14 protein-coding genes are annotated in these 21,055 nt (G+C 75.9%); 4 read left to right on the forward strand and 10 right to left on the reverse strand.

All coding sequences use genetic code 11. From position 1 onward, the window contains the following. Positions 1-10 precede the first annotated feature (10 nt). Positions 11-1,252, reverse strand: coding sequence for a hypothetical protein (locus tag VF468_09450; protein HEX5878532.1), 1,242 nt, complete (start codon positions 1,250-1,252; stop codon positions 11-13). Positions 1,253-1,297: 45 nt separating this feature from the next. Then, a complete protein-coding gene (locus tag VF468_09455; GenBank protein HEX5878533.1) occupies positions 1,298-1,813 on the reverse strand; it encodes an arsenate reductase ArsC in 516 nt (171 codons plus the stop codon). 153 nt (positions 1,814-1,966) lie between these two features. Between VF468_09455 and VF468_09460 the strand changes: the two genes are divergently transcribed. Beyond that, the gene (locus VF468_09460; GenBank protein HEX5878534.1) at positions 1,967-3,139 is read left to right on the forward strand and encodes a winged helix DNA-binding domain-containing protein; all 1,173 of its coding nucleotides are present in this window, start codon (positions 1,967-1,969) and stop codon (positions 3,137-3,139) included. 19 nt (positions 3,140-3,158) lie between these two features. Here the strand turns inward: VF468_09460 and VF468_09465 are convergent, their stop codons facing one another. The 7 genes from VF468_09465 to VF468_09495 form a co-directional block, all read right to left on the reverse strand. Continuing rightward, positions 3,159-3,707, reverse strand: coding sequence for an isochorismatase family protein (locus VF468_09465; protein ID HEX5878535.1), 549 nt, complete (start codon positions 3,705-3,707; stop codon positions 3,159-3,161). Further along, positions 3,671-4,084, reverse strand: coding sequence for a hypothetical protein (locus VF468_09470; protein ID HEX5878536.1), 414 nt, complete (start codon positions 4,082-4,084; stop codon positions 3,671-3,673). The genes VF468_09465 and VF468_09470 overlap by 37 nt, the downstream gene beginning before the upstream one ends. 370 nt (positions 4,085-4,454) lie before the next feature. Beyond that, positions 4,455-4,652: a PspC domain-containing protein gene (locus VF468_09475; GenBank protein ID HEX5878537.1), complete on the reverse strand. Its 198-nt coding sequence runs from the start codon at positions 4,650-4,652 to the stop codon at positions 4,455-4,457. A 298-nt stretch (positions 4,653-4,950) separates the two neighbouring features. Then, the gene (locus tag VF468_09480; GenBank protein HEX5878538.1) at positions 4,951-5,532 is read right to left on the reverse strand and encodes a response regulator; all 582 of its coding nucleotides are present in this window, start codon (positions 5,530-5,532) and stop codon (positions 4,951-4,953) included. Positions 5,533-5,624: 92 nt separating this feature from the next. Beyond that, the gene (locus VF468_09485; protein ID HEX5878539.1) at positions 5,625-10,112 is read right to left on the reverse strand and encodes a glutamate synthase-related protein; all 4,488 of its coding nucleotides are present in this window, start codon (positions 10,110-10,112) and stop codon (positions 5,625-5,627) included. A 182-nt stretch (positions 10,113-10,294) separates the two neighbouring features. Then, positions 10,295-14,443: a hypothetical protein gene (locus VF468_09490; protein HEX5878540.1), complete on the reverse strand. Its 4,149-nt coding sequence runs from the start codon at positions 14,441-14,443 to the stop codon at positions 10,295-10,297. Further along, positions 14,440-14,766, reverse strand: a complete 327-nt coding sequence (locus tag VF468_09495; protein HEX5878541.1) for a hypothetical protein — start codon at positions 14,764-14,766, stop codon at positions 14,440-14,442. Before VF468_09495 ends, VF468_09490 begins: the two co-directional genes overlap by 4 nt. 433 nt (positions 14,767-15,199) lie before the next feature. Here VF468_09495 and VF468_09500 point away from each other — a divergent pair, with 433 nt between their 5' ends. Both VF468_09500 and VF468_09505 read left to right on the forward strand, forming a co-directional pair. After that, a complete protein-coding gene (locus VF468_09500; protein HEX5878542.1) occupies positions 15,200-16,783 on the forward strand; it encodes a histidine kinase N-terminal domain-containing protein in 1,584 nt (527 codons plus the stop codon). 5 nt (positions 16,784-16,788) lie between these two features. Beyond that, complete coding sequence (locus VF468_09505; protein HEX5878543.1) at positions 16,789-17,841, forward strand: D-2-hydroxyacid dehydrogenase; 1,053 nt, start codon at positions 16,789-16,791, stop codon at positions 17,839-17,841. A gap of 305 nt (positions 17,842-18,146) precedes the next feature. On the opposite strand, the gene VF468_09510 is transcribed toward VF468_09505, so the two are convergent. After that, the gene (locus VF468_09510; GenBank protein HEX5878544.1) at positions 18,147-19,940 is read right to left on the reverse strand and encodes an alpha/beta fold hydrolase; all 1,794 of its coding nucleotides are present in this window, start codon (positions 19,938-19,940) and stop codon (positions 18,147-18,149) included. Positions 19,941-19,955: 15 nt separating this feature from the next. Here VF468_09510 and VF468_09515 point away from each other — a divergent pair, with 15 nt between their 5' ends. Next, complete coding sequence (locus VF468_09515; GenBank protein ID HEX5878545.1) at positions 19,956-20,822, forward strand: SDR family oxidoreductase; 867 nt, start codon at positions 19,956-19,958, stop codon at positions 20,820-20,822. The last annotated feature ends 233 nt before the right edge of the window (positions 20,823-21,055 follow it).

Here is a 21,055-nt window from a genome sequence, read left to right on the forward strand (position 1 = left end):
TTGTCGTCGGCTACGACGTAGTTTGCTCGCCTGCGGCCCGCTGCCGTAGCCACAGCGACGCGGTCGTGGGCTGCATCGTCCGGTCGGCCACGGCCAGCAGCTCGCCGGTCAGGGCGTCCAGGTCGACCTGGTCGCGCAGGCGGGCCGCGAAGGCGTCAACGGTGCGGGCGGCGTCGAAGCGGCGCCGGTTGAAGCGGCGGTCCACCACCTCCTGGACCCGGCGCCGGGCCGGCTGGAACATCGCCGCCACGGCCAGGGTGGCGGCCGCCACCACCAGGCTGGAGCTCTCCGGCAGCAGCCGGCCCAGGCCCAGCACGACGGCGGCGTAGCCCAGGCCGAGCAGGGCGGTCAGCAGCGTCCAGGCCACCGTGCGGCTGATGATGTGGTCCAGGTCGTACAGCCGGTAGCGCAGGATCGACGCCCCGGTGGCCAGCGGCAGCAGGGCCAGGCAGAGGGCCAGGGACGCCAGCACCACCGGGTCCCGCCCGAAGGCCCCGGCGACGAGGGCGACCAGCAGCAGCAGCGACGCCAGGGCCGCGGCCAGGGCCAGCCAGCGCAGCTGGAGCCGCTCCACCCCGCGGGCGCGCCGGAACCGCACCACCATCGACCCGGCCGCGATCAGCAGCGACAGCGCCACCACGACGATGCCGGCCAGCGCCGCGGGCAGCAGCACAGGGGCCAGGGCCGGGATGGCCAGGGCGTTGCCGTAGTACTCGGGCGCCAGCGGGTCGGACTGGACGACGAGCCCCACCATCGTCACCACCGGCGCGGCCGCGGCCACCCTGGCCCACCATCGCCAGCGGGGCGAGGGCAGCGACCCGGTCGGGGTCAGCAGCAGCACGAATCCGGCGCAGGACAGTGCGACGAAGAAGGACGAGTAGACGAGCCCGACCAGGTGGCGGGCGCCGGGGAGCGATCCGGGCCGGACGAGCAGCCCGTACTTCACGTACGGTTCCACCAGCACGTTGGTGGCCACCCCGAGGCCGACGCCGAGCAGCAGCCAGCCGACCGGGTGGCGGGGCCGGTGGCTGGCCACCAGCGCGCCCACGGTCGTCGCGCTCACCACCACGAGGACGACGGGACCGACCGTGGCGATGGTGGGCGGCGCCGATTCCACGCCCGCGAGCCACGTCTGCGACGCGAGCCACCCCCCGGGAACCAGGCTCAGCATCGTCACGCCGGCGACCGCCCAGGCCAGCACGGCCGGCCAGCGGGACGCCCGGGCCGATTCGGCAGCTGCGCTCGTCGCCATGGTCGCAGTATGGCCGGGCCGCGTCCCGGCAGCGTTACGGGCGGGTCAGCGGGGGCGGGTCGGGAGGGCGACGCCCATGCGGATCAGGAGGCGCTGGACGCGGCGGTCGATGGCGTCGCGGATGCAGCGGACGGACTCGGCGTCCTTGCCCCGCGGGTCGTCGATGCACCAGTCCTCGCTGCGCCGGCCGCCGGCCAGGTCGTCCTGGTCATAGCCCATCACCACGACCAGCTCGGCCCCGTCGAGCAGGGCCGGCGACGGCGGCTCGGTGGCGACCCTGGCAAGGTCGACGCCCAGCTCGGCCAGGGACGCGGCGACCGCCGGGTCGGGGTCGACGGCGGCCGGGCTGGCCGAGACGGCCCGGACCCGGCCCTTGGAGCGATGGGCGAGCAGGGCCGCGGCGACCAGGCTGCGGGCGTCGTCGGCCACCCCGAGGAAGACCACCGTCCGGGCGGGACGCGGGACCGGCCGCCCGTTCCCGCCACCGGGCACGGCGACCAGCCGTGGCGGCGGCCCCCCTCGATCCCTGGCCGCCGCGGCCCCCGAACCGGTCCCACTCATTGCCACCACCGCCCAGCGACGTAGGCACGTACCTAGAAGACGTCACAGCCAGGTCCCAGGTTCCATCCCTATCCGCGCAGATACTGTCAATTCGGTGACACCGGACCTGTCCGGAAGTTGTCGGCTGTCCGGGGCGGCTGCTGTAGTGGGTCGATGCGACGGATCGGGGTGGAGGAGCGCCGGGCCCGACTCGGCCTGCGCCACCACCTGGCGGCCGAGACCCGCACGGACGTGGTCGAGGCGGCCCGCGACCTGGTCGGCCTGCACGGCACCGATCCGGCGACCGTCCACCTGGCCGCCCGGGCGCGGATGCGCGACCCCCAGGTCGCGGCCGTCGAGCAGGCGCTGTACGAGGACCGGACGCTGGTCCGGATCCTGGGCATGCGCCGGACGATGTTCGTCGAGCCGGTCGAGCTGATGCCGGTGGTCCAGGCGGCCTGCACCGACGCCATCGCCGTCCAGCAGCGCCGGCTGCTGCTCACGATGCTCGACCGGGCCGGGCTGACCGACGACCCGGCCGGCTGGGTCGAGGAGGTGGAGAAGGTCGCCGTCCGGGCCCTGGAGGCCCGGGGCGAGGCGACCGCCGCCGAGCTGGCCAGGGACGACCCGCGCCTGGCCCAGCAGATCGTGGTCGCCGCGGGCAAGCCATACGAGGGCCGCCAGAGCGTGGTCACCCGGATCCTGCTCCTGCTGGCCGCCGAGGGCCGCATCGTCCGGGGCCGCCCCCGCGGCTCCTGGGTCAGCGGCCAGTACCGCTGGTCGGTGGTGGACGCCTGGCTGCCGGAGGGCGTCGCCCCCTGGTCGCTCCAGGACGCCCAGACCGAGCTGGTCCGCCGCTGGCTGCGGGGGTTCGGGCCGGCCACCGTCGCCGACGTGAAGTGGTGGACGGGCCTGCCCATGGGTCAGGTCCGCAAGGCCGTGGCCGCCACCGGGGCGGTCGAGGTCGACCTCGACGGCGTGCCCGGCCTCGTCCTCCCCGACGACCTCGACCCGGTGCCGGCGCCCGAGCCCTGGGCGGCCCTGCTCCCCGCGCTCGACCCGACGACCATGGGCTGGGCCGGCCGCAACTTCTACCTCGGCCCGCACCGCCCCGTGCTGTTCGACCGCAACGGCAACGCCGGCCCGGCCATCTGGTGGGACGGCCGCGTCGTCGGCGGCTGGGCCCAGCGCAGGAGCGGCGAGGTCGTCCTGCGCCTCCTGGAGGACGTCGGCGCCGACGCCACCGGCGCCATCGAGGCCGAGGCGGCCCGCCTCGCCACCTGGTTCGGCCCGGTCCGGGTCACCCCCCGCTTCCGCACCCCCCTGGAGCGCGAGCTGGCCGCCTAGCCGGTGGGGTGGCCGGCGCTCAGAACTCGACCTCGGCCGTCTTCACCACCCCGGCGGTCCGGCCGGGTCCCGAGTGGTACCGCCAGTACATGTTGGTGTGGTCGATGACCTTGTCCGGCGACGGTGCGCCCCACTCGCTCAGGTCCTCGGTGGTGTGGGCGTCGCCCACCAGGGTCGTGTCGTACCCGCGGACGAACGCGCCGTGCAGCGTCGACCGGATGCACTCGTCGGTCTGGGCGCCGGTCACCAGCAGCCGGCCCACGCCCCGCTCGGCCAGCACCGACTCCAGGTCGGTGTCGTCGAACGAGTCGCCGTAGTGCTTGTGGACCAGCGGCTCGCCGTCCTCCCGGACCAGCTCCGGCACGTACTGCCACTCATCGCTGTCCCTGGCCAGCTGCTCGTCCGAGTGCTGCACCCAGACCACGGGCACCTGGCTGGCGCGGGCCCTCTCCACCAGCTGGCGGATGTTCGCGACCACCCTGTCCCGGTCGTAGGCGTTCGCGACGACGCCGTTCTGGACGTCGAGCACCATCAGCGCGGTGTTCGGTCGGTCGGTGAACCTGGACATGCGGCCTCCTCCGTCGTCCCTGCACGCGCCGCCGACCGCCCCATCATCACCCGCCGGCCCGACACCTCGCCGAGGAAGCCGACCCAGCGTTGCCCGGGCATGATCTCGAGCTGGTGGACGCGATCGGAGGGGCCGGCTTCGGGGCCGTCGAACTCGCTGGCGATGCGCTCCACATGCCGGCGTTGGTCCATGGACGGCGGTACCCGGGCGGTCCCGGGGTCGCCGCCGCCCTGGGGGAACTGGCGGCGCTCGACCTCCTCGGCGACCTGCTCGGCGTCCTCCAAGGCAAGCTGGCGGGCCTGGTGGCGGGCCGCGTCCTCGCCGGTCCGGAAGCCGCCGGCCTTCACGCAGCCGGTGCAGCTCAGCGCCGCTGTCACCGCGAGCGCCAGGACCCGCTTCGTCGTCTCCACATGCCGCCCAGGACGGCCCGCCCCGGCCCACCAGACCATCGGAGTCCGGCCTCAACTCATGGGGCTGGTGTCCCCGGGTGCGGCTGGGTAGTTCCGGCAACCAGCGGCGCAGCCCAGCCGCCCGAGCCGGTGCCGCCGCCGCTGCGCCGGGCTCGGCCGCCTTCACCTCGCGCTCGCGTTCGCGGGTCTGCTCCCCCTGGGCGACCTGCTGCTCGGCCTCGTCCTCGACCCCGCCCACCGGTCGCCACTTGGCGCCCTGGGCCCTGGCCGAGTGCGGTGGCCCGGCAGCCGGGTGGTCAAGGGTCGCCTGGGGCTGCCGGGCCGTACGGGCCGGCGGTCACTCCGACGGCATCAGGATCCAGAGGAGCGGGTAGACGATGATCTGGCTGCCCGGGATCACGATCAGGGTGACGACGAACAGGATCCTCATCATCGTCGCGCCTATCCCGAACCGGCGGGCCAGCCCGGCGCAGACCCCGCCCAGGATCCTGCCCTGGCGCGGCCGGACGAGCCCCTGACGACGAAACGCTTCCATTGCTGCGGTCCTCCATGACCTCGACTGTCCCTCCCACCCTAGGCGGATCACCCGGCAACGGCATCGGGAATCGGCCCGGGACCTGCCGCGGGCGGGTCAGGGTCCGATCAGGGACATCCCCGATGCCGGTTGCTGTGCTCCCGCCATGACGACCGACGGCCCGCCGACGCTGGCCGATCAGGTCAGCCGGCTGTACGACCTGATCGCCGGCTACCACGCCACCCACCGCGGCTGATCGCCGAGCGGGGGCTGGCCGGCCGCTGCGCTGGTCGCGGCAAGGCCTGGCCGCCGGGCCGGGTCAGGGCGTGGACGGGCTCTCCGGCTGGGCCTCCAGGACCCGCTTGGCGATCTCGGCCAGGGGCAGCTGGCGGTCCATGGCCGCCCGGCGCATGCGGGTGTAGGCCTGGTCCTCGGTGAGGCCGAACTGCTCCATGAGCCGGCCCTTGGCCCGCTCGATCACCTTGCGGGCGGCCAGCTTGGACTCGAGGTCGTCGACCGTTCCCTGGAGGTCGCGGTGGTCGGCCGCCCGGGCCAGGGCGACGCTGACCCCGGCGAGCAGCTGGGCCGGCTGGAACGGCTTGACCAGGTAGCCGATGGTGCCGGCGTCGGCCGCCTGCTCGACCAGGTCCTTGTCGGAGAACGCGGTCAGGACGAGCACGGCCGGGCCCTCGGCGGTGATCTGCCTGGCCGCGGTGAGGCCGTCCACCTTGGGCATCTTCACGTCCATGATCACCAGGTCGGGGCCGAGCTCACGGGCCAGGCGGACCGCCTGCTCGCCGTCGCCGGCCTCGCCGACCACGGTGTGCCCACCCTCGGTGAGGGTCTCGACGATGTCCACCCTGATCAGGACCTCGTCCTCGGCGACGAGCACCCGCGCCATCCTGCTCCTTCCGCCACGTACGTCGGGTAGGCATCGTAGCCCGGAAGGAGGCTGACGCGGAGTCCGGTTGTCGTCCAGGGCCCGCCGTGCCGTCATCCGGTCCCCTCGTGGGCGTGCTCGATGGCCGCGACCTCGGCCCGGGGCGCGATCCGCCAGAAGGCGGCGTAGGAACGCTCCCAGGTATCGAGGATCCCCGCCGCCACCGCCGAGCCGGTCAGCTCGTGGTGGGCGACGATCAGCTCGCGCAGGAACACCAGCTCGATCTCGTCCGGCCGGCGGGGCAGGACCAGCTCGTCGTTGAGCTGGTCGAGGGCGTCGCCGTCGGGGTCGTAGAGGAACAGCTCGCCGCCGCTCATGCCGGCCCCGAGGTTGCGGCCGACCGGGCCGAGCACGATCACCGACCCGCCGGTCATGTACTCGCCGCCGTGGTCGCCGACCCCCTCGACCACCGCGGTGGCGCCCGAGTTGCGCACCGCGAACCGCTCCCCGGCCCGCCCGGCGCAGAACAGCTCGCCCCGGGTCGCCCCGTACAGGGCCGTGTTGCCGATCAGGACCGGGGCGCCGGCGTCGTCGGCCGGTGGCCGGACGACGATGCGGCCCCCGCCCATGCCCTTGCCAACGTAGTCGTTGCAGGCGCCGGTGAGCCGGAGGTCAATCCCGGGGGCCAGGAAGGCGCCGAAGCTCTGCCCGGCCGTCCCCTCGAGCTCGATCCGGGCCCGGCCGGCCGGCGGCCGCGACCCGAAGGCCTTGCCGACGGCCACCCCCAGCCGGGCCCCGACCGACCGGTCGGTGTTGGCGATCGGGTACTGGAGGTGGACGAGGTCGCCGTCGCGCAGCCCCGGCCAGGCGTCGTCGTGGATCCGGTCGCCCAGCTCGGACCGGGGACGCTGGATCGGGTCGGAGGCCACGAACCGGGTCGCCGGGGCGCCGCCGTCATCGGAGGCCCCGGTGGCCAGCAGGGGCGACAGGTCGAGGCTGTCGGCCCGCTGGTCGCCGGTGCGGCGCTGGGCCAGCAGGTCGACCCGGCCCACGGCCTCGTCCAGGCTGCGCAGCCCGAGGGAGGCCAGCAGCTCCCTGGTCTCGGTGGCCACGTACTCGAGGTAGTGGACGACCATGTCCGGGGTGCCGGTGAACTTGGCCCTGAGGTCGGGCCGCTGGGTGGCGATGCCGACCGGGCAGTTGTCCTGGTGGCAGGTCCGGACCATCAGGCAGCCCTCGGCCAGCAGGGCGGCCGTGCCGAAGCCGAACTCGTCGGCCCCGAGCAGGGCCGCCACCAGCACGTCGCGGCCCGTCTTGAAGCCGCCGTCGACCCGGACCTTGCAGCGCGAGCGGAGGTCGTTGGCGACCAGGGCCTGCTGGGTCTCGGCCAGGCCGAGCTCCCAGGGCGCGCCCCCGTGCTTGATCGAGGACAGCGGGCTGGCCCCGGTGCCGCCGTCGGCGCCCGAGATCATGACCACGTCGGCCAGTGACTTGACCACCCCGGCGGCGACCGTGCCCACCCCGGCCTCGGCGACCAGCTTGACCGACACCTCGGCGGTGGGGTTGGCCTGCTTCAGGTCGAACACCAGCTGGGCCAGGTCCTCGATCGAGTAGATGTCGTGGTGGGGCGGGGGCGAGATCAGGGCGACCCCGGGCTGGGTGTGGCGCAGCCGGGCGATCTCGCCGCTGACCTTGTGGCCGGGGAGCTGGCCGCCCTCGCCCGGCTTGGACCCCTGGGCGATCTTGATCTGGAGCTCGACGGCGTTGGCCAGGTACGCCGGGGTGACCCCGAAGCGGCCGGAGGCGACCTGCTTGATGGCCGAGCTGCGCTCGGTGCCGAAGCGGGCCGGGTCCTCGCCACCCTCGCCGCAGTTGGAGCGGCCGCCGACCCGGTTGAGGGCGATGGCCAGCGTCTCGTGGGCCTCCGGGGACAGCGAGCCCAGGCTCATGGCCGCGGTCGAGAAGCGGGCCAGGATGTTGGCCGCCGGCTCGACCTCGTCCAGGGGCACCGCGTCGGCGGCCGGGCGGAGCTCGAGCAGGTCGCGCAGGGCGGCCGGCGGGCGCTCGTTGACCAGGCTGGCGAAGTGCCGGTAACGCTCGAACCCGCCTCCCTTGACCGCCTGCTGGAGCAGATGGGCGCCCCGCTTGGAACCCCGCATCTCGGCCCCCTCGCGGACGGCGAACTGCAGGGCCTGCATCACCGAGGGGTTGGTGGCGTGGTACTCGCCGCCGGGGCGGTGCTTGAACCAGCCGGGGTTCTCCAGCCGCGCCACCTCGGCCTGGCCGGCCTGGTGGCGGTCGAGGGCGTCGCGGGCCAGCTCGTCGAGGCCGATCCCGCCGAGCGGGGACGGGGTGCCGGCGAAGCAGAGGTCGACGACCTCCTCGTCGAGGCCGACGGCCTCGAAGATCTGCGCCCCCCGGTAGGCGTCGAGGACCGAGATGCCCATCTTGCTCATGATCTTGAACACGCCCTCCTCGAGGGCGTCCCGGTACTTGTCCTGGGCGGCCGCCGGGTCCTGACCGAGCCCGGCCACCGTGGCCAGGGTGAGCCGGGGGCAGATGGCGTCGGCCCCGTAGCCGAGCAGGGTGGCCGCCTGGTGGGAGTCGACCGGCTCGCCGGTGTCGGCGACCACGCTGGTCCTGGTGGCCAGGCCCTCCCGCAGCAGCCGCTGCTGCACCGCCCCGATGGCCAGCAGCGACGGCACCGGCACCCGCTCTCTCCGCTCGTCGGCCTCCGCGTCGGTGACGACCAGCAGGCAGGTGCCGTCGCGCACGGCCGCGACCGCCTCCTCGCCGAGGCGCAGGCAGGCGGCGCGCAGGCCGCCCGGGCCCTCGGCCGCCGGCCAGGTGGCGTCCAGCACCCGCGGGCACAGCCCGAGCGCCGGGTCGGCGAGGCCCTGCAGCCCGTCGGGGGTGAGGACGAACCCGTCCAGCTCGACCATCCGGGCCGCCTCCGGCTCCTCCCCGAGCAGCGGGTGGCGGCAGCCGAGCAGCGTCCTGCTCGACAGCACGTGGCGCTCGCGCAGGTGGTCGATGGGCGGGTTGGTGACCTGGGCGAAGCGCTGGCGCAGGAAGTGGCTCACCGGCCGGGTGGTGGTCCCGAGCACGGCCGGGGGCGTGTCGTCGCCCATGGAGGCGGTCGGCTCCTTGCCGGCGGTGGCCATCGGCCGCAGCACGGTGGTGACCAGCTCCCGGGTGAAGCCGAAGGTGGCCTGGGCGGCGACCAGGCGGCGGTCGTCGGCGGGCGGTTCCACGGGCCGGCCGGCGCCGGCGGCCCGCAGGTGCTCGGCCACCCAGGCGCTCCAGGGCCGGCTGGCGGCCAGCTCGCCCTTGATCTGGTCGTCGGTGAGCAGGCCCCGCTCGGGGTTGACGCAGAGCATCTGCCCGGGCCCGAGCCGGCCCCGCCGCACCCGGCCGCGCCCGCCGGTGTCGACCGGCCCGGCCTCGGACGCGCAGACGACCAGGCCGTCCTCGGTCGCCTCCCAGCGCATCGGCCGCAGCCCGTTGCGGTCAAGGGCCGCCCCGACCAGGCGGCCGTCGGTGAAGACGAGGCCGGCCGGGCCGTCCCACGGCTCGGTCAGGCAGGCGTGGTAACGGTAGAAGTCGCGCCGGTCCTGGCCGTCGTCGGTGGCGACGGGCTCGACCGCCGGGACCAGCATGGCCAGGGCGTGGCGGAGGTCGCGGCCGCCCCTGACCAGCAGCTCCACCGCGTTGTCGAGCTTGCCCGAGTCGGAGGCGTCGGGGTCGAGCACGGGCCGCAGCAGGCCCTCGTCCAGCGCGCCCGCCCCCAGGTTCCCCTCACGGGCCCGCATCCAGGCGACGTTGCCGTCGAGGGTGTTGATCTCGCCGTTGTGGCAGAGGAACCGGAACGGTTGGGCCCGCTCCCAGGAGGGCGCCGTGTTGGTCGAGTAGCGCTGGTGGAACACGGCGAACGAGACCGCGAACGCCGGGTCGGCCAGATCCGGGTAGAAGGCGGCGAGCTGGTCGGCGGCGCACAGCGCCTTGTAGGTGACCGTCCGGGTCGAGCAGGAGGCGAGGTACAGCGAGACCTCGGCCGCCTTGGCCGCCTGGGCGGCCCGCCGGCCGGCCCGGAAGCAGCGCCGCTCGGCGTCAGCCTCGTCCACGCCCTCCGCCGCCCGGAACACGGCCTGCTCGATCGCGGGCGCCTTCGCCCTGGCCTGCGCGCCGATGGCGTCGTGGTCGACCGGGACCAGGCGCCAGCGGAGCAGCTCCAGCCCCTCGGCGACCAGCGCCTGCTCGACCACCCGGCGGGCCTCCTTGGCGCTCTCGGGGTCGCGCGGGAGGAAGGCCATGGCCACGCCGAGCCGGCCGGTGGGTTCGGCGACGTCGGGGCCGGCGAAGAACCCGGCGGGCAGCGGCACCAGCACGCCCGCGCCGTCGCCGGTGCGGGCGTCGGCGGCGACCGCGCCCCGGTGCCGGAGCCGCTCGAGCCCGCCGAGGGCGGCGTCGAGGATGGCCCGGCTGGGGCGGCCATGGACATCGGCCACGAAGCCGATGCCGCAGGCGTCGCGCTCGTCGCGGCGCCGGTTGTACAGGGCCCGGCTGCTGGACCCGGCGGCTCGCGGGAGGTGCTCCGTCATCTCGCCTCCGATTGCACTGCTGGGGCGACGCCGGAGCCCGGGTGCCGATGGACAACGATGTCCAGGGACACGAAAAACGGCGCCGCCTGGGCGAGCGCCGTTGCTCTCGAGCCATGAGCGTACGGAGGTGGGTCCGGCACGTCAACAACTGGTGTGACCGGCGGCGACACGCCGTCCCGGGCCTACCCGGAAGGGGTGCTCGTGGGGCGCCGGGCGGCCACCACGCCGGCCGCGGCGGCCAGGGCCAGGAGCACCAGCCCGGCGCCGGTGAAACGCAGCAGCGGGCCGGTGTCCAGCCGCCGCTCGGAGGGCGGCACGGGCAGGCCGGGCACCGGCTCCGGCCGCATGGCCTGCCTAGGGACAAGGCCGAGGCGGACGGCCAGGCGGCCGAGGGCCGCCGGCCGGGCCGGGCCGCCGTCGGCGGGCAGCTCCAGCACGGCCCGCTCGAACAGCTGGCGCACGGCCCCGTCCGGCATCGTCTGCGGGGTGCCGAGCGGCCGGCCGAACCGGTCCCGGGCCCGCCGGAAGTCGCTGGCCGTGGCCGCCGCCGGGTCGGTGCCCAGGTAGACGCGGGCGATCTCCTCGTCGCTGAGCAGGGCCCTGGTCTGCCGGTTGTTCACCGGCGCCCGGGCCGATGGCAGCGGGATGTCGGCCTCGGCCACCGCCTCGACGTCCAGCTTGGCCAGCTGCGGCGGCAGCTCAATGGGCCGCACGGCCGGCGGGCCGCTGGCGGTCGGGACCGCTCCAAGCACCATGGTGTCGAACGCCTGCAGGGCCGGGCCGTCGCTGGTCCAGACCGACCCGAGCGGCCGGCCGAGGACCGCCTTGCCGCCGGCGGCCTGGTAGCCGGTGTAGAAGGCGCCGACCTGGCTGTCCACGACCCGGTAGCCGCCGCAGGCCGAGCCCGTGACGTTGGAGAACAGCCCGCCGGGCACGGGGATGCTGTCGGCCACCGGGTCGAGCGGGGCGGTGTCGACCCGCCACAGCTCGATACCCGACAGGCTCCGCGACGGGTGGGCGGCCAGCCGCCTGCCGTGCTGGCGGACCCAGGCGGCCAGCGACGGGGTCATGGGCCCGCCCTGGGCGGTCGCGCCGGTCAGCACGAAGAAGCGCACCCCGGCGGCGTGGGCGGCCGGGCCGCTCGAGAACTCGGTCACGGTGGCGCCGGTGGCCAGCAGCCGGGCCCGGTCGGCGGGCCCGCTGGCGTTGACCGCCGAGCAGCCCGGCACCTGCTCGCCGACCGTCGCCACCAGCCGGGCCAGGCCGTCGTCGGCCGGGCGGCCGTAGCTGGCCCCCCAGGCCAGGCCCTGGACGACGAGCAGCCCGGCCAGGACGACCCCCGTCGCGGCTCCGACCAACCGGGTCTCCGGGCGCCCGCCGGCGGCCGCCAGCACCGCCACGCCGGCCAGGGCCAGGGAGACGGCCGCGGCGGGGACGGCGAAGGGGAGGGCCTGGGAGGTCGGGTAGCCGAGCGCGACCGCCACCGCCGCCCCGGCGGCCGTGGTCGCGGTCCAGGCGAGCACCCGGGCCGGCCATTGCGCGGTGCCAGGCCTGGCGCCGGACCGGTGGCGCCAGGCCAGGATGGCGGCTGCCAGGCCGGTGGCGACCAGCAGCCAGCTGAGCGGGGCGGCGGCCAGCGACGCGCCGAGGGACCCTCGCCTGGGGGGGCGTCCGAGCAGCCATCCGGCCTGCCCGGCGGTCAGGTCCTGGCCGGCCACCCAGACGGGCAGGACCAGCCAGAGCCCGATCCCGAGCCCGAGGGCGGCCATGGCCCGCCAGGCCTCCCGGTGCCGCCCCTGGAGCAGCTCGGCCACCACCGGGACGGCCAGCACCCCCAGCGCGAGCGGGCTGACCAGCAGGGCGAGCCCGGCCCCGGCGGCGACCAGCGGCAGCCACCGCAGCGCCGGCCGCGCCGGCAGCTCCCAGGCCAGGAGCAGCGCACCCAGGGCGAGCCCGACGGCCAGGACCGTCCCGGTCGCCGTCCGCCCGCTCCGGACCAGCACCGGGTCGAGGGCCACCAGCGCCCCCGCCAGCGCCGCTCCCCCCAGCCGCCACCCGTGCGGCGGGGCCGGACCCGGCCCGGCCGCCGCACCGGTACCGGGTCCGACCCGCATGAGAAGCAGGAAGAGCAGCACGGTCAGCCCAACCACACCCGCCAGCAGGAACCGGCTCGGCACCCTGGCCTCCCGGATCGCCCCCTCGAGCGAGGCCCCCGCTTCCGTCGCCCGCAACCACACCCCGACGCCCAGGGCGTGCAGCGGCTCGATCGGCCCCATCCTCGGGTCCTGGGCCACCAGGCCGCCCTCGCCCTCCCCGGCAGCCCGCACCACCGCCACCTCACCAGCCAGCGTGTCCGGCCCCCCACCCGCACGCCACCCCGCGGCGGCCACCCCCACCACCGCCAGCAGCAAGATCACCAGGGCGGGCCCGGCCACCCCGCCCACCCCAGCCCGAACCCCCGCCGCGCCCCCCTGCGCCACCCGCGCCCGCCGAGCCTCAGCCTGCGCAGCCCTCCGCGCCTCCAACCGCGCGATCCGCCGCTGCGCAGCCTCCTCCCGCCCCACCCGCCGAACCTCCGCCCGAGCCGCCCTGGCCAGCCGAGCCTCGTCCCGGGCGACCTTCCGCGCCTCCTCCTGAGCCGCCTTGGCCTGCCGGGACTCCTCCCGGGCAATCTTCCGCTCCTCGGCCTGTGCCGCCCGCTGCTGCGCCGCCTCGGCCCGAGCCGCCTCCTGAGCTTCGGCCCGCGCCGCCTTGGCCTGCTGCGCCTCTGCCCGGCGGACCTCGGCGCTCGCCGCCCTGGCCTGCGCCGCTTCCTGGCGAGCCGACCGCCGCGTCTCCGCCTGGGCTGCCCGCGCCTGCCGCGCCTCATCCCGCCGGGCCGCCCTGGTCCGGCTCGCCTCCGCCCGCGCGGCCTTCCGGACCGCCGCCCGCTCCACACGCCGCTGCGCCGCCTCGGCGCGGGCGGCCTGCCGCGCCTCGGCCCGAACCGCCCGCCGCTCCGCGGTCTGCGCCGCCTTCGCCTGCCGGGCCTCGGCCCGAGCCGCACGATCCACCTTCGCCTGCGCCGCCTTGGCCTGACGCGCCTCCTCCCGCTCGGCGGCCCGAACCTCCGCCGCCGCGGCTCTGGCCTGGCGGGCTTCCTCCCGAGCGGCGGCTCGGGCCTCCGCCTGCGCCGCCTTCACCCGACGGGCCTCCTCCCGCTCAGCGGCCCGCGCCGCCTCGGCCTCCGCCTTCGCCTGGCGCGCGACCTCGCGCTCGGCCGCGCGGGCCTCCGCCTCAGCCGCCCTTGCCTGACGGGCCTCCGCACGCTCGGCCGCACGGGCCGCCTCGGCAGCAGCCTTCGCCTGGCGCGCCTCCTCCCGGGCCGCGGCGCGCGCCTCCGCCTCGACCGCCTTGGCCTGGCGGGCTTGCTCGCGGCGGGCCTCGGCGTCGGCGGCCTTGGCCCGAACCGCCTCGGCACGTTCGGCGCGGCGCTGCTGCTCGGCCCTCTCGGCCCGCTCGGCCCGGGCGGCCTTGGCCGAAGGTGCCTCGTCACAACCCGTGGAGCGCTCCTCCGCGCCGGTGGGCGGCCGCCTCCCCCAGCGGCGCAGCTGCTCGAGGGTGCCCCGGTCCATTCCCGGGGCGACCTGGCCGGGCCCGATGACCGGCTCCAGCTCGCGTCCGCTCAACCCGATCAGCAGCCCCGACTCGGCGACCGGCAGTCCCCGGCCCGCGGGCGCCTCCGCCACCCGTCCCGGGGCGGCGGCCTCCGGATCCTCCCCGGGGTCCGGCTCGCCGGGCCCCACCGGCCCGGCCACCTCGGGCGCGATCCCCGTGATCGCCGCCCACAGCTCGGCGATCTGCAGCGGCCGGTAGAGGATGGCGCGGGGCGGGCCCGGCGGGAGGGACTCGGGGTGCTCGCCCTCCTGGAGCAGGACCGCCGTGCGACCGAGGAAGCGGCCGTCGAGCACGGCGAAGGCACGGTCGTGGAGGCTGGGCGGCATGTCGACCACGACCACGTCGGCGTGCCGGATGGCGGCGTCGAGCTCCTCGTTGTACCAGTCCAGCACCTTGACCACGCCGGGCTGCTCGATCAGGGAGCGGAGGGCGGCGGCGAGCATGATGTCGCGGGAGACCAGGACCACCCGGAGGGCCGACCCCTGGGGCTCGGGCACCGGCGGCCGCGGACGCGGGCCGGGCCGCGGGGTCCGCTCCGGCTCCTCGGAGCGGACCGGTCCGCCGGTCCCCGCTGTGGGGACGGTCTCCGGCTCGGGGGTGGTCGGGGACGGCTCGGTGGCCGGGTCGCCCGGGCCGCCGGGGAGGCGCTCGACGTCGCCGCGGCCGCCGCTCACCGGCCGGCCTCCGTCCCGCCGTCGGCCGCCCTGGTGGCCGACACGACCAGGTTCTCACGGTAGCCGCGCTGGGCCCGGGAATCGACGTGGCCGGCGATCACGGCCCGGCCGAGCTGCCCGGGCTGCGGGACGCCGGTGAACCAGCCGGCGACCTGGTAGTCGCCCGGCACCTGCATGGTCCCGTCGGGGTTGAGCCCGAGGCGGACCAGGGGCGCGGCGCGGGCCACCTGCTCGGGCGGCCCGCCACCGGCGGAGCAGCCGGCCGCTCCGGCGACCACCAGACTCAGCGCGACCACCCCCCGGCGGACCTCACCCCTGGCCATGGCACACGAGTGGCCTAGCCGGTCGACCGCCGCAGCTGGACGACGAACCCGGTGGCCGCGGTCCCGGAGGCAGCTCCGGGCATGGCAAGCAGGGCGACCAGGGCCACGGCGGCGGCCAGTCGTCGGCGAGACATTCGCCCTCCTCGATGGTCGTTCGTCCGGGGGGACGCGAACGACGACGAGTGGTACGCCCCCCGCGATCCCACCACGCATGCCGTCACGAGCCGATTCGGTCGTCATTATCGGTGCTGACCCCTCCTGCGAGCGCCCCCAATTCTGCGTAGTTCGGATCAGAAGAGGAGGTGAACGGGGTAGTATTTCGTGACTGAATTCTTACGGAAATTGGGTAGACAACTACTTTCAAGGAATTTGAGGCTTCCGAGCGGCTTATCCGGCCACGCCATCCGCTGCCGTAGGCGGCTACGCTGACGGCATGACCGAGGTTGCCCCGCCGGTCCGGCGCCGGCTGTCCGACGACGCGATCGAGCACCTGCACAGCCTGATGGCGGGCTGGCAGCTGATCGCCGACCTCGCCTTCGCCGACCTGCTGCTGTTCCTGCCCGTCGACGGCAGCGAGAGCTTCCGTATCGTCGGCCAGCTCCGGCCCTACACCGCCCGCACCCTCTACCCGGTCGACCTCGTCGGCGAGGTGGTCGAGCCGACCTGGCACCCGTACGTCGAGCGGGCCTGGCGGGAGGGCCGGCGCCAGCGTTCCCTGGAGCCGATCCTGATCGACGCCGAGCCGGTGCGGGTCGAGACCGTGCCCGTCCGCCACCAGGGCGAGATCGTGGCCGTGCTCAGCGTCGAGTCGCCGGAGACCCCGGCCCGCCCCACCGGCCGGCTGGAGGCGTCCTACCTGGGCGCGGCCGAGGCGCTGCTGGAGATGGTGGCCGACGGGACCTTCCCATTCGTCGAGGTGACCGACCCGACCGCCTCGCCCCGCGTCGGCGACGGCCTGGTCGTGCTCGACGCCAGCGGCCGGGTCGAGTTCGCCAGCCCCAACGCGACCTCGGCCTTCCGGCGGATGGGCACCAACGCCCTGCCGCTCGGCCAGCCGCTCCCCCACCGGGCGGCCATCCTGGTCGCCGAGGCCATGGCCGGCGGCCGGCCGGTGGAGTCGGAGATCGAGGCCGCCGGGGCGGTCGCCGACATCCGGGTGGTCCCCCTGCTACGGGAGGCCGGCCGCCGCGGCGCGCTGGTGCTGGTCCGGGAGGCGACCGAGCTGCGCCGGCGCGACCGGGTCATCTCCCGGCGCGAGGCGACCATCCGCGAGGTCCACCACCGGGTCAAGAACAACCTCCAGACGGTGGCCTCGCTGCTGCGGCTCCAGGCCCGCCGGCTCGGGGACCACCCGCAGGCGGTGGCCGCCCTGGAGGACTCGGTCCACAGGATCACCTCGATCGCGCTGGTCCACGAGACCCTGACCGAGGAGTTCGAGGGGGCGGTCGACATGGCCGACGTGGCCCGCCGGGTGGTCAGGATGCTGGAGGGGTCGCTCGGCCGCGAGGACGCCCACATCGAGCTGCACACGGAATCGGTACGGGTGGACGCGGCCGTGGCCACCCCGCTGGCCGTGGTCCTCAACGAGCTGATCCAGAACGCCGTCGAGCACGGCCTGGGTGACGGCCACGGGACCGTCACCGTCGAGCTCCGCGGCGGCGACGACCAGCCGGTGGTCCTGGAGGTCCACGACGACGGTCGCCGGCCCATTCCGGAGACCGGCCACCCGCCCATGCCGGAGACCGGTCACCGGCCCATGCCGGAACCCGACCCCGCGGCACCCGGGCCCCCGGATCGGGAGGGTAGCCGGGGGCAGGTGGTAGCTCAACCGGCTGTCCACGGCCCTCCTGGCGGCCCCGTCGGCGACCCCTCTGGCAGTCCCGCGGGCGGGCTCGGGCTGCGGCTGGTGCGGGCGCTGGTCGAGGAGGAGCTGCACGGCCAGTTCACCCTGACCCACCCCGCCGGGCGGGGCAGCATCGCGACCGCGACCATCCCGCCGGTCGAGCGGGAGGGGTGAGCGGCATGGCGCCCGTGCGGGTGGTGATCGCCTCGCCGCTGGAGGCCGAGCTGGCGGCCAGCATCCAGGAGGCCGACCCGCGGGCCGAGGTGCTGTTCGAGCCGGACCTGCTGCCGCCGGCCCGCTACCCGGCCGACCACCGCGGCGACCCGGCCTTCCGCCGCGACCCCGGGGCCGAGGCCCGCTGGCGGGCCCTGCTGGACCGGGCCGAGGTGCTGTTCGGCGTCCCCGACGACTCGGCCGAGGGCCTGGCCGAGGCGGTCAACGGCCTGCCGGGCCTGCGTTGGGTCCACGCCACCAGCGCCGGGGCCGGCGAGCAGGTGCGCAAGGCCGGGCTGCCGGCCGAGGCGCTCGGGCGGGTGGTCGTCACCACCTCCAGCGGCGTCCACGCCGTGCCGCTGGCCGAGTTCGCCGTCTTCGGGCTCCTGGCCGTGGCCAAGGACCTGCCCCGGATGCTGGCCGACCAGCGGGCCAGGGCATGGCCGGAGGTCCGTGAGCCCTTCCGGGAGCTGTCCGGGCAGACCCTGTTCCTGGTCGGTCTGGGCGAGATCGGCCGCGAGGTGGCCCGGCTGGGCAAGGCGCTGGGCATGCGCACGGTCGGCTTCCGGCGCAGCCAGGGCCCGCCGCCGGAGTGGGTCGACGAGGTCCACGGCCCCGGGCGCCTGGCCGAGCTGGCCGGCCGGGCCGACGCCATGGTCGTCTCCCTGCCCATGACCGACCAGACGGCCGGCCTGATCGACCGGGCCACCATCGAGCGCCTGCCGGCAAGCTGCATCTTCGTCAACGTCGGCCGCGGCGGCGTGGTCGACGAGCCGGCCCTGGTCGACGCCCTCCGCGAGCGCCGCATCGCCGGCGCCGTCCTCGACGTGTTCGCCACCGAGCCCCTGCCCGCCGACTCCCCCCTCTGGACCCTGCCCAACGTGCTCGTCACCCCCCACGCGGCCGCCCTCTCGGCCCGCGAGAACGAGCGCATCACCGAGCTGTTCACCGACAACCTCCGCCGCTACCTGGACGGCCGGCCCCTGCGCAACGTTGTCGAGCCCGGGGTGTACTACTAGCGGATACGCGTCCTCACCCAACGTCGCCCACCAGACCCGGCCGGAGGCCGACGGCTCGGGGGTCTCGACCGCCAGCCGCTGGCCGCCCGCCGAGGTCCATGAGGTCGACCTGCAGGTGACCCCCCGCCCCGCCGGGTTCCCGCCGGTGGCCGAGGTCCAGGCTCCGCCGCCCTTCGGGCCGCTGCTGTTCGTCAACCACAAGCCCAACATGGTCGCCGAGGGCACCTGGCGCTGGAACGGGGACGGCGGATCGACGACGTCCTGGTCCGCTTCCGGGACCACGGGCCCTCGCTCGGCAACGGCGCCTATGCCGCCGGCTCGGCGCCGCCGGGCACATGCCGCGACGCGAAGCGGAGCAATACCTCCATCTGGCGGATGCGCTCGTTGACGACCAGGGCGCCATGGCCCGCGTCGAAGCGGTCGAGCTCGAACGGCTTGCCCAGCTCGGTGAGGCGGTCGGCGTAGTTGAGCACCTGCTGGAGGGGGCAGCGGGTGTCGTTGTCGCCCACCATCAGCAGCACCGGGGTCTTGACCCTGTCCACGTAGGTGATGGGCGAGCGCTCGACGTACAGGTCGTGCCTGTCCTCGGGGCCGCCGCCGAACAGGCTGCGGTCGAACGCCTGGAGGGCCTCGGACTCGTCGGCGTAGGCGGCCAGGTAGTCGGCCACCGGGACCACGGCCATGGCCGCCCGCCAGCCGTCGGGGACGGTGCCGATGGCCTGCAGGGTCACGTACCCGCCCCAGGAGGCGCCGCTGATGACCACCTGGCCGGGGTCGGCCAGGCCGCGCGCGACCAGGTCGTCGCGGCCGGCGACCACGTCCTCGATCTCGGGCCGGCCGGGGTCGCCCTCGAGCACGTCCTGCCAGGCCTTGCCGTAGCCGGTGGAGCCGCGGTAGTTGACCAGCCCGACGGCGTAGCCGTGGTCGACGAAGGCCTGGACCTCGGGGTCCCAGGAGTCGGAGTCGTGGTGGGTGGGACCGCCGTGGACGATCAGCACCGTGGGGTGCGGGCCCGGGCCCGGCGGCACGGCCAGGAACCCGTGGACCTGGTCGCCCTGGGGGTTGGGGAACGTCCAGCTCTCGTAGGCGACGCCGGAGGGGGCGCGCGGCCCGGGCGGCCGCAGCACCGCCTCCTCGGCGCCGACGGCCCGGACCTCGGGCGCGGCCGCCCCCGAGGAGTGGCGGTACCAGACCGTCCCGTCGGGCCGCACCCCGGCCCGCTGGATGGACCCGGCCGGGTGGTCGAGCCGTTCCAGGGCGCCGCTGCGCAGGTCCAGGCGGTGCAGCTCGTCGCGGCCCATGTAGGTGTGGATCAGCAGCAGCGCCCCGCCGTCCGGCCACCAGTCGGCCACGTCGACCTCGCCGGGCAGGTCGAGCTCCAGGTCGGTCCGCTGGTCGCCGGCCGGGTCCCAGATGGCCGGCCGCAGCGAACCCGTCCGGTCGGCGAGCACGGCCAGGCGCCCGTCGCCGGCCACCGGCGAGAAGCCGGCCGAGGCCACGAACAGGCCGAAGCCCTCGCCGTCCCACAGGTCGGCCAGCGGGGCCCCGGCGTCCAGGTCGAAGGCGCGCAGCGCCGGGTGGAGGTTGTCGCCGTGCTCGGCGTGGTGCACGACCAGCAGGCGGCCGTCGCGGCTGACCCCGGCGACGTCGACCATCTCGTCGTGGCGGTACAGCTCCTCGCTGCCCCCGCCGACCTCGCCGACCCGGACCGAGAAGCCGTCCCGGCTCGACACCCCGACCACGGCCAGGCCCTTGGGCCCGAGGGCGAGCCCGGCGCTCCAGGCCGGCTCGACGTCGGCCACCAGCGGCGCGGTCTCGCCCCCCTCGAACGGCTGCTGGAGCCAGCGGCCGACCTCGTCGCCCTTGGAGTCCTGGAACCAGACGACCCTGGCTCCGTCGGGGGTCAGGCCGGCGGCGACGACGCCGGTCGGGTGGTCCGACACCTGGCGGTGGGTGCCGGCGGCCCGGTCCCAGGCGTGGACCTGCCAGGAACCGGAGAGGTTGGAGACGTAGACCAGGTGGTCGGGCTCGTCAGGGGCCCACCTCGGCAGACTCAGCGAGGGGGCGCGGTAGCGCTGCTTCCAGCGAGGCTCGGTCATGCGAGCATCGTACGCATGCCGCCACAACAGAGCATCCTGATCACGGGCGCGACCTCGGGCATCGGCCGGGACGCGGCCCTGCGGCTGGTCCGGGACGGGCACCTGGTCCTGGCCGGCGGGCGCCGGCCCGACGCCTTGGCCGAGCTGGCCCGGACGGCCGGGGGCCGGCTGGAGCCGGTGGTGCTGGACGTGACCGACCCGGCGTCGGTGGAGGCGGCCCGGGCCCTGGTCGAGCGGCGGACCGGCGGCCGGGGGCTGGACGTGCTGGTCAACAACGCCGGCTACGCCCTCCCGGGGCCGCTGGAGGCGCTGGCCGAGCGGGACCTGCGCGAGCTGTTCGACACCAACGTGTTCGGCATGCTGGCGGTGACCAGGGCGTTCCTGCCCGCGATGCGCGAGCGGGGCCAGGGCCGGGTCGTCAACGTCGGCAGCATCATGGGCCGGGTCGCCATGCCCCTGCTCGGCGCCTACAACGCCAGCAAGCGCGCCGTGGCCGCCGTCACCGACGCCCTGCGCATGGAGCTGGCCCCCTTCGGCGTCACCGTGGTCCTGGTCGAGCCGGGCGCGGTCCGGACCGGGTTCGCGTCCCGGGCCCTGGCCGGCCTCGCCCCCTACCGCGACCCCGGCTCGCCGTACGCCGCCGCCCTGGCCGGCACCGACGCCGCCTGGGCCCGGGTCTACCGCCTCGCCCCCGGCCCGGCCTCGGCCGGGCGCACGGTGGCCCGCGCCGCCACCGCCGCCCGCCCCGCCCCCCGCTACGTGGTCCCGGCCCGCAACCGCCTGGTCGTCGCCGCCCTCGGCGCCCTCCCCACCCCGGCCGCCGACGCCGCCAAGCGCCGCATCATGGGCCTCCCGGCCCGGCTCAGGCGTCCAGGGGGGTGACCTCGACGGCGAGCTCGACCGTCCAGGGGCCGCCGCCGACGGACAGGCGCAGGGCCAGCCGCCCGCCGAGGGCGTCGGCGAGCTGGCAGTAGCCGTCTCCGAGGTGGAACCCCGGCGCCGCCGATGGTGTATGGATTGGCGAGACCGAGTCCGTGGAGGGCCGACCACTGGACGAGCAGGAACTCGTCGAGCAGGCACGAGGGGGCGATGCGCGTGCCTATGAGGCGCTGGTC

The organism is Actinomycetota bacterium (assembly GCA_036280995.1).
GTDB lineage: Bacteria > Actinomycetota > CALGFH01 > CALGFH01 > CALGFH01 > CALGFH01.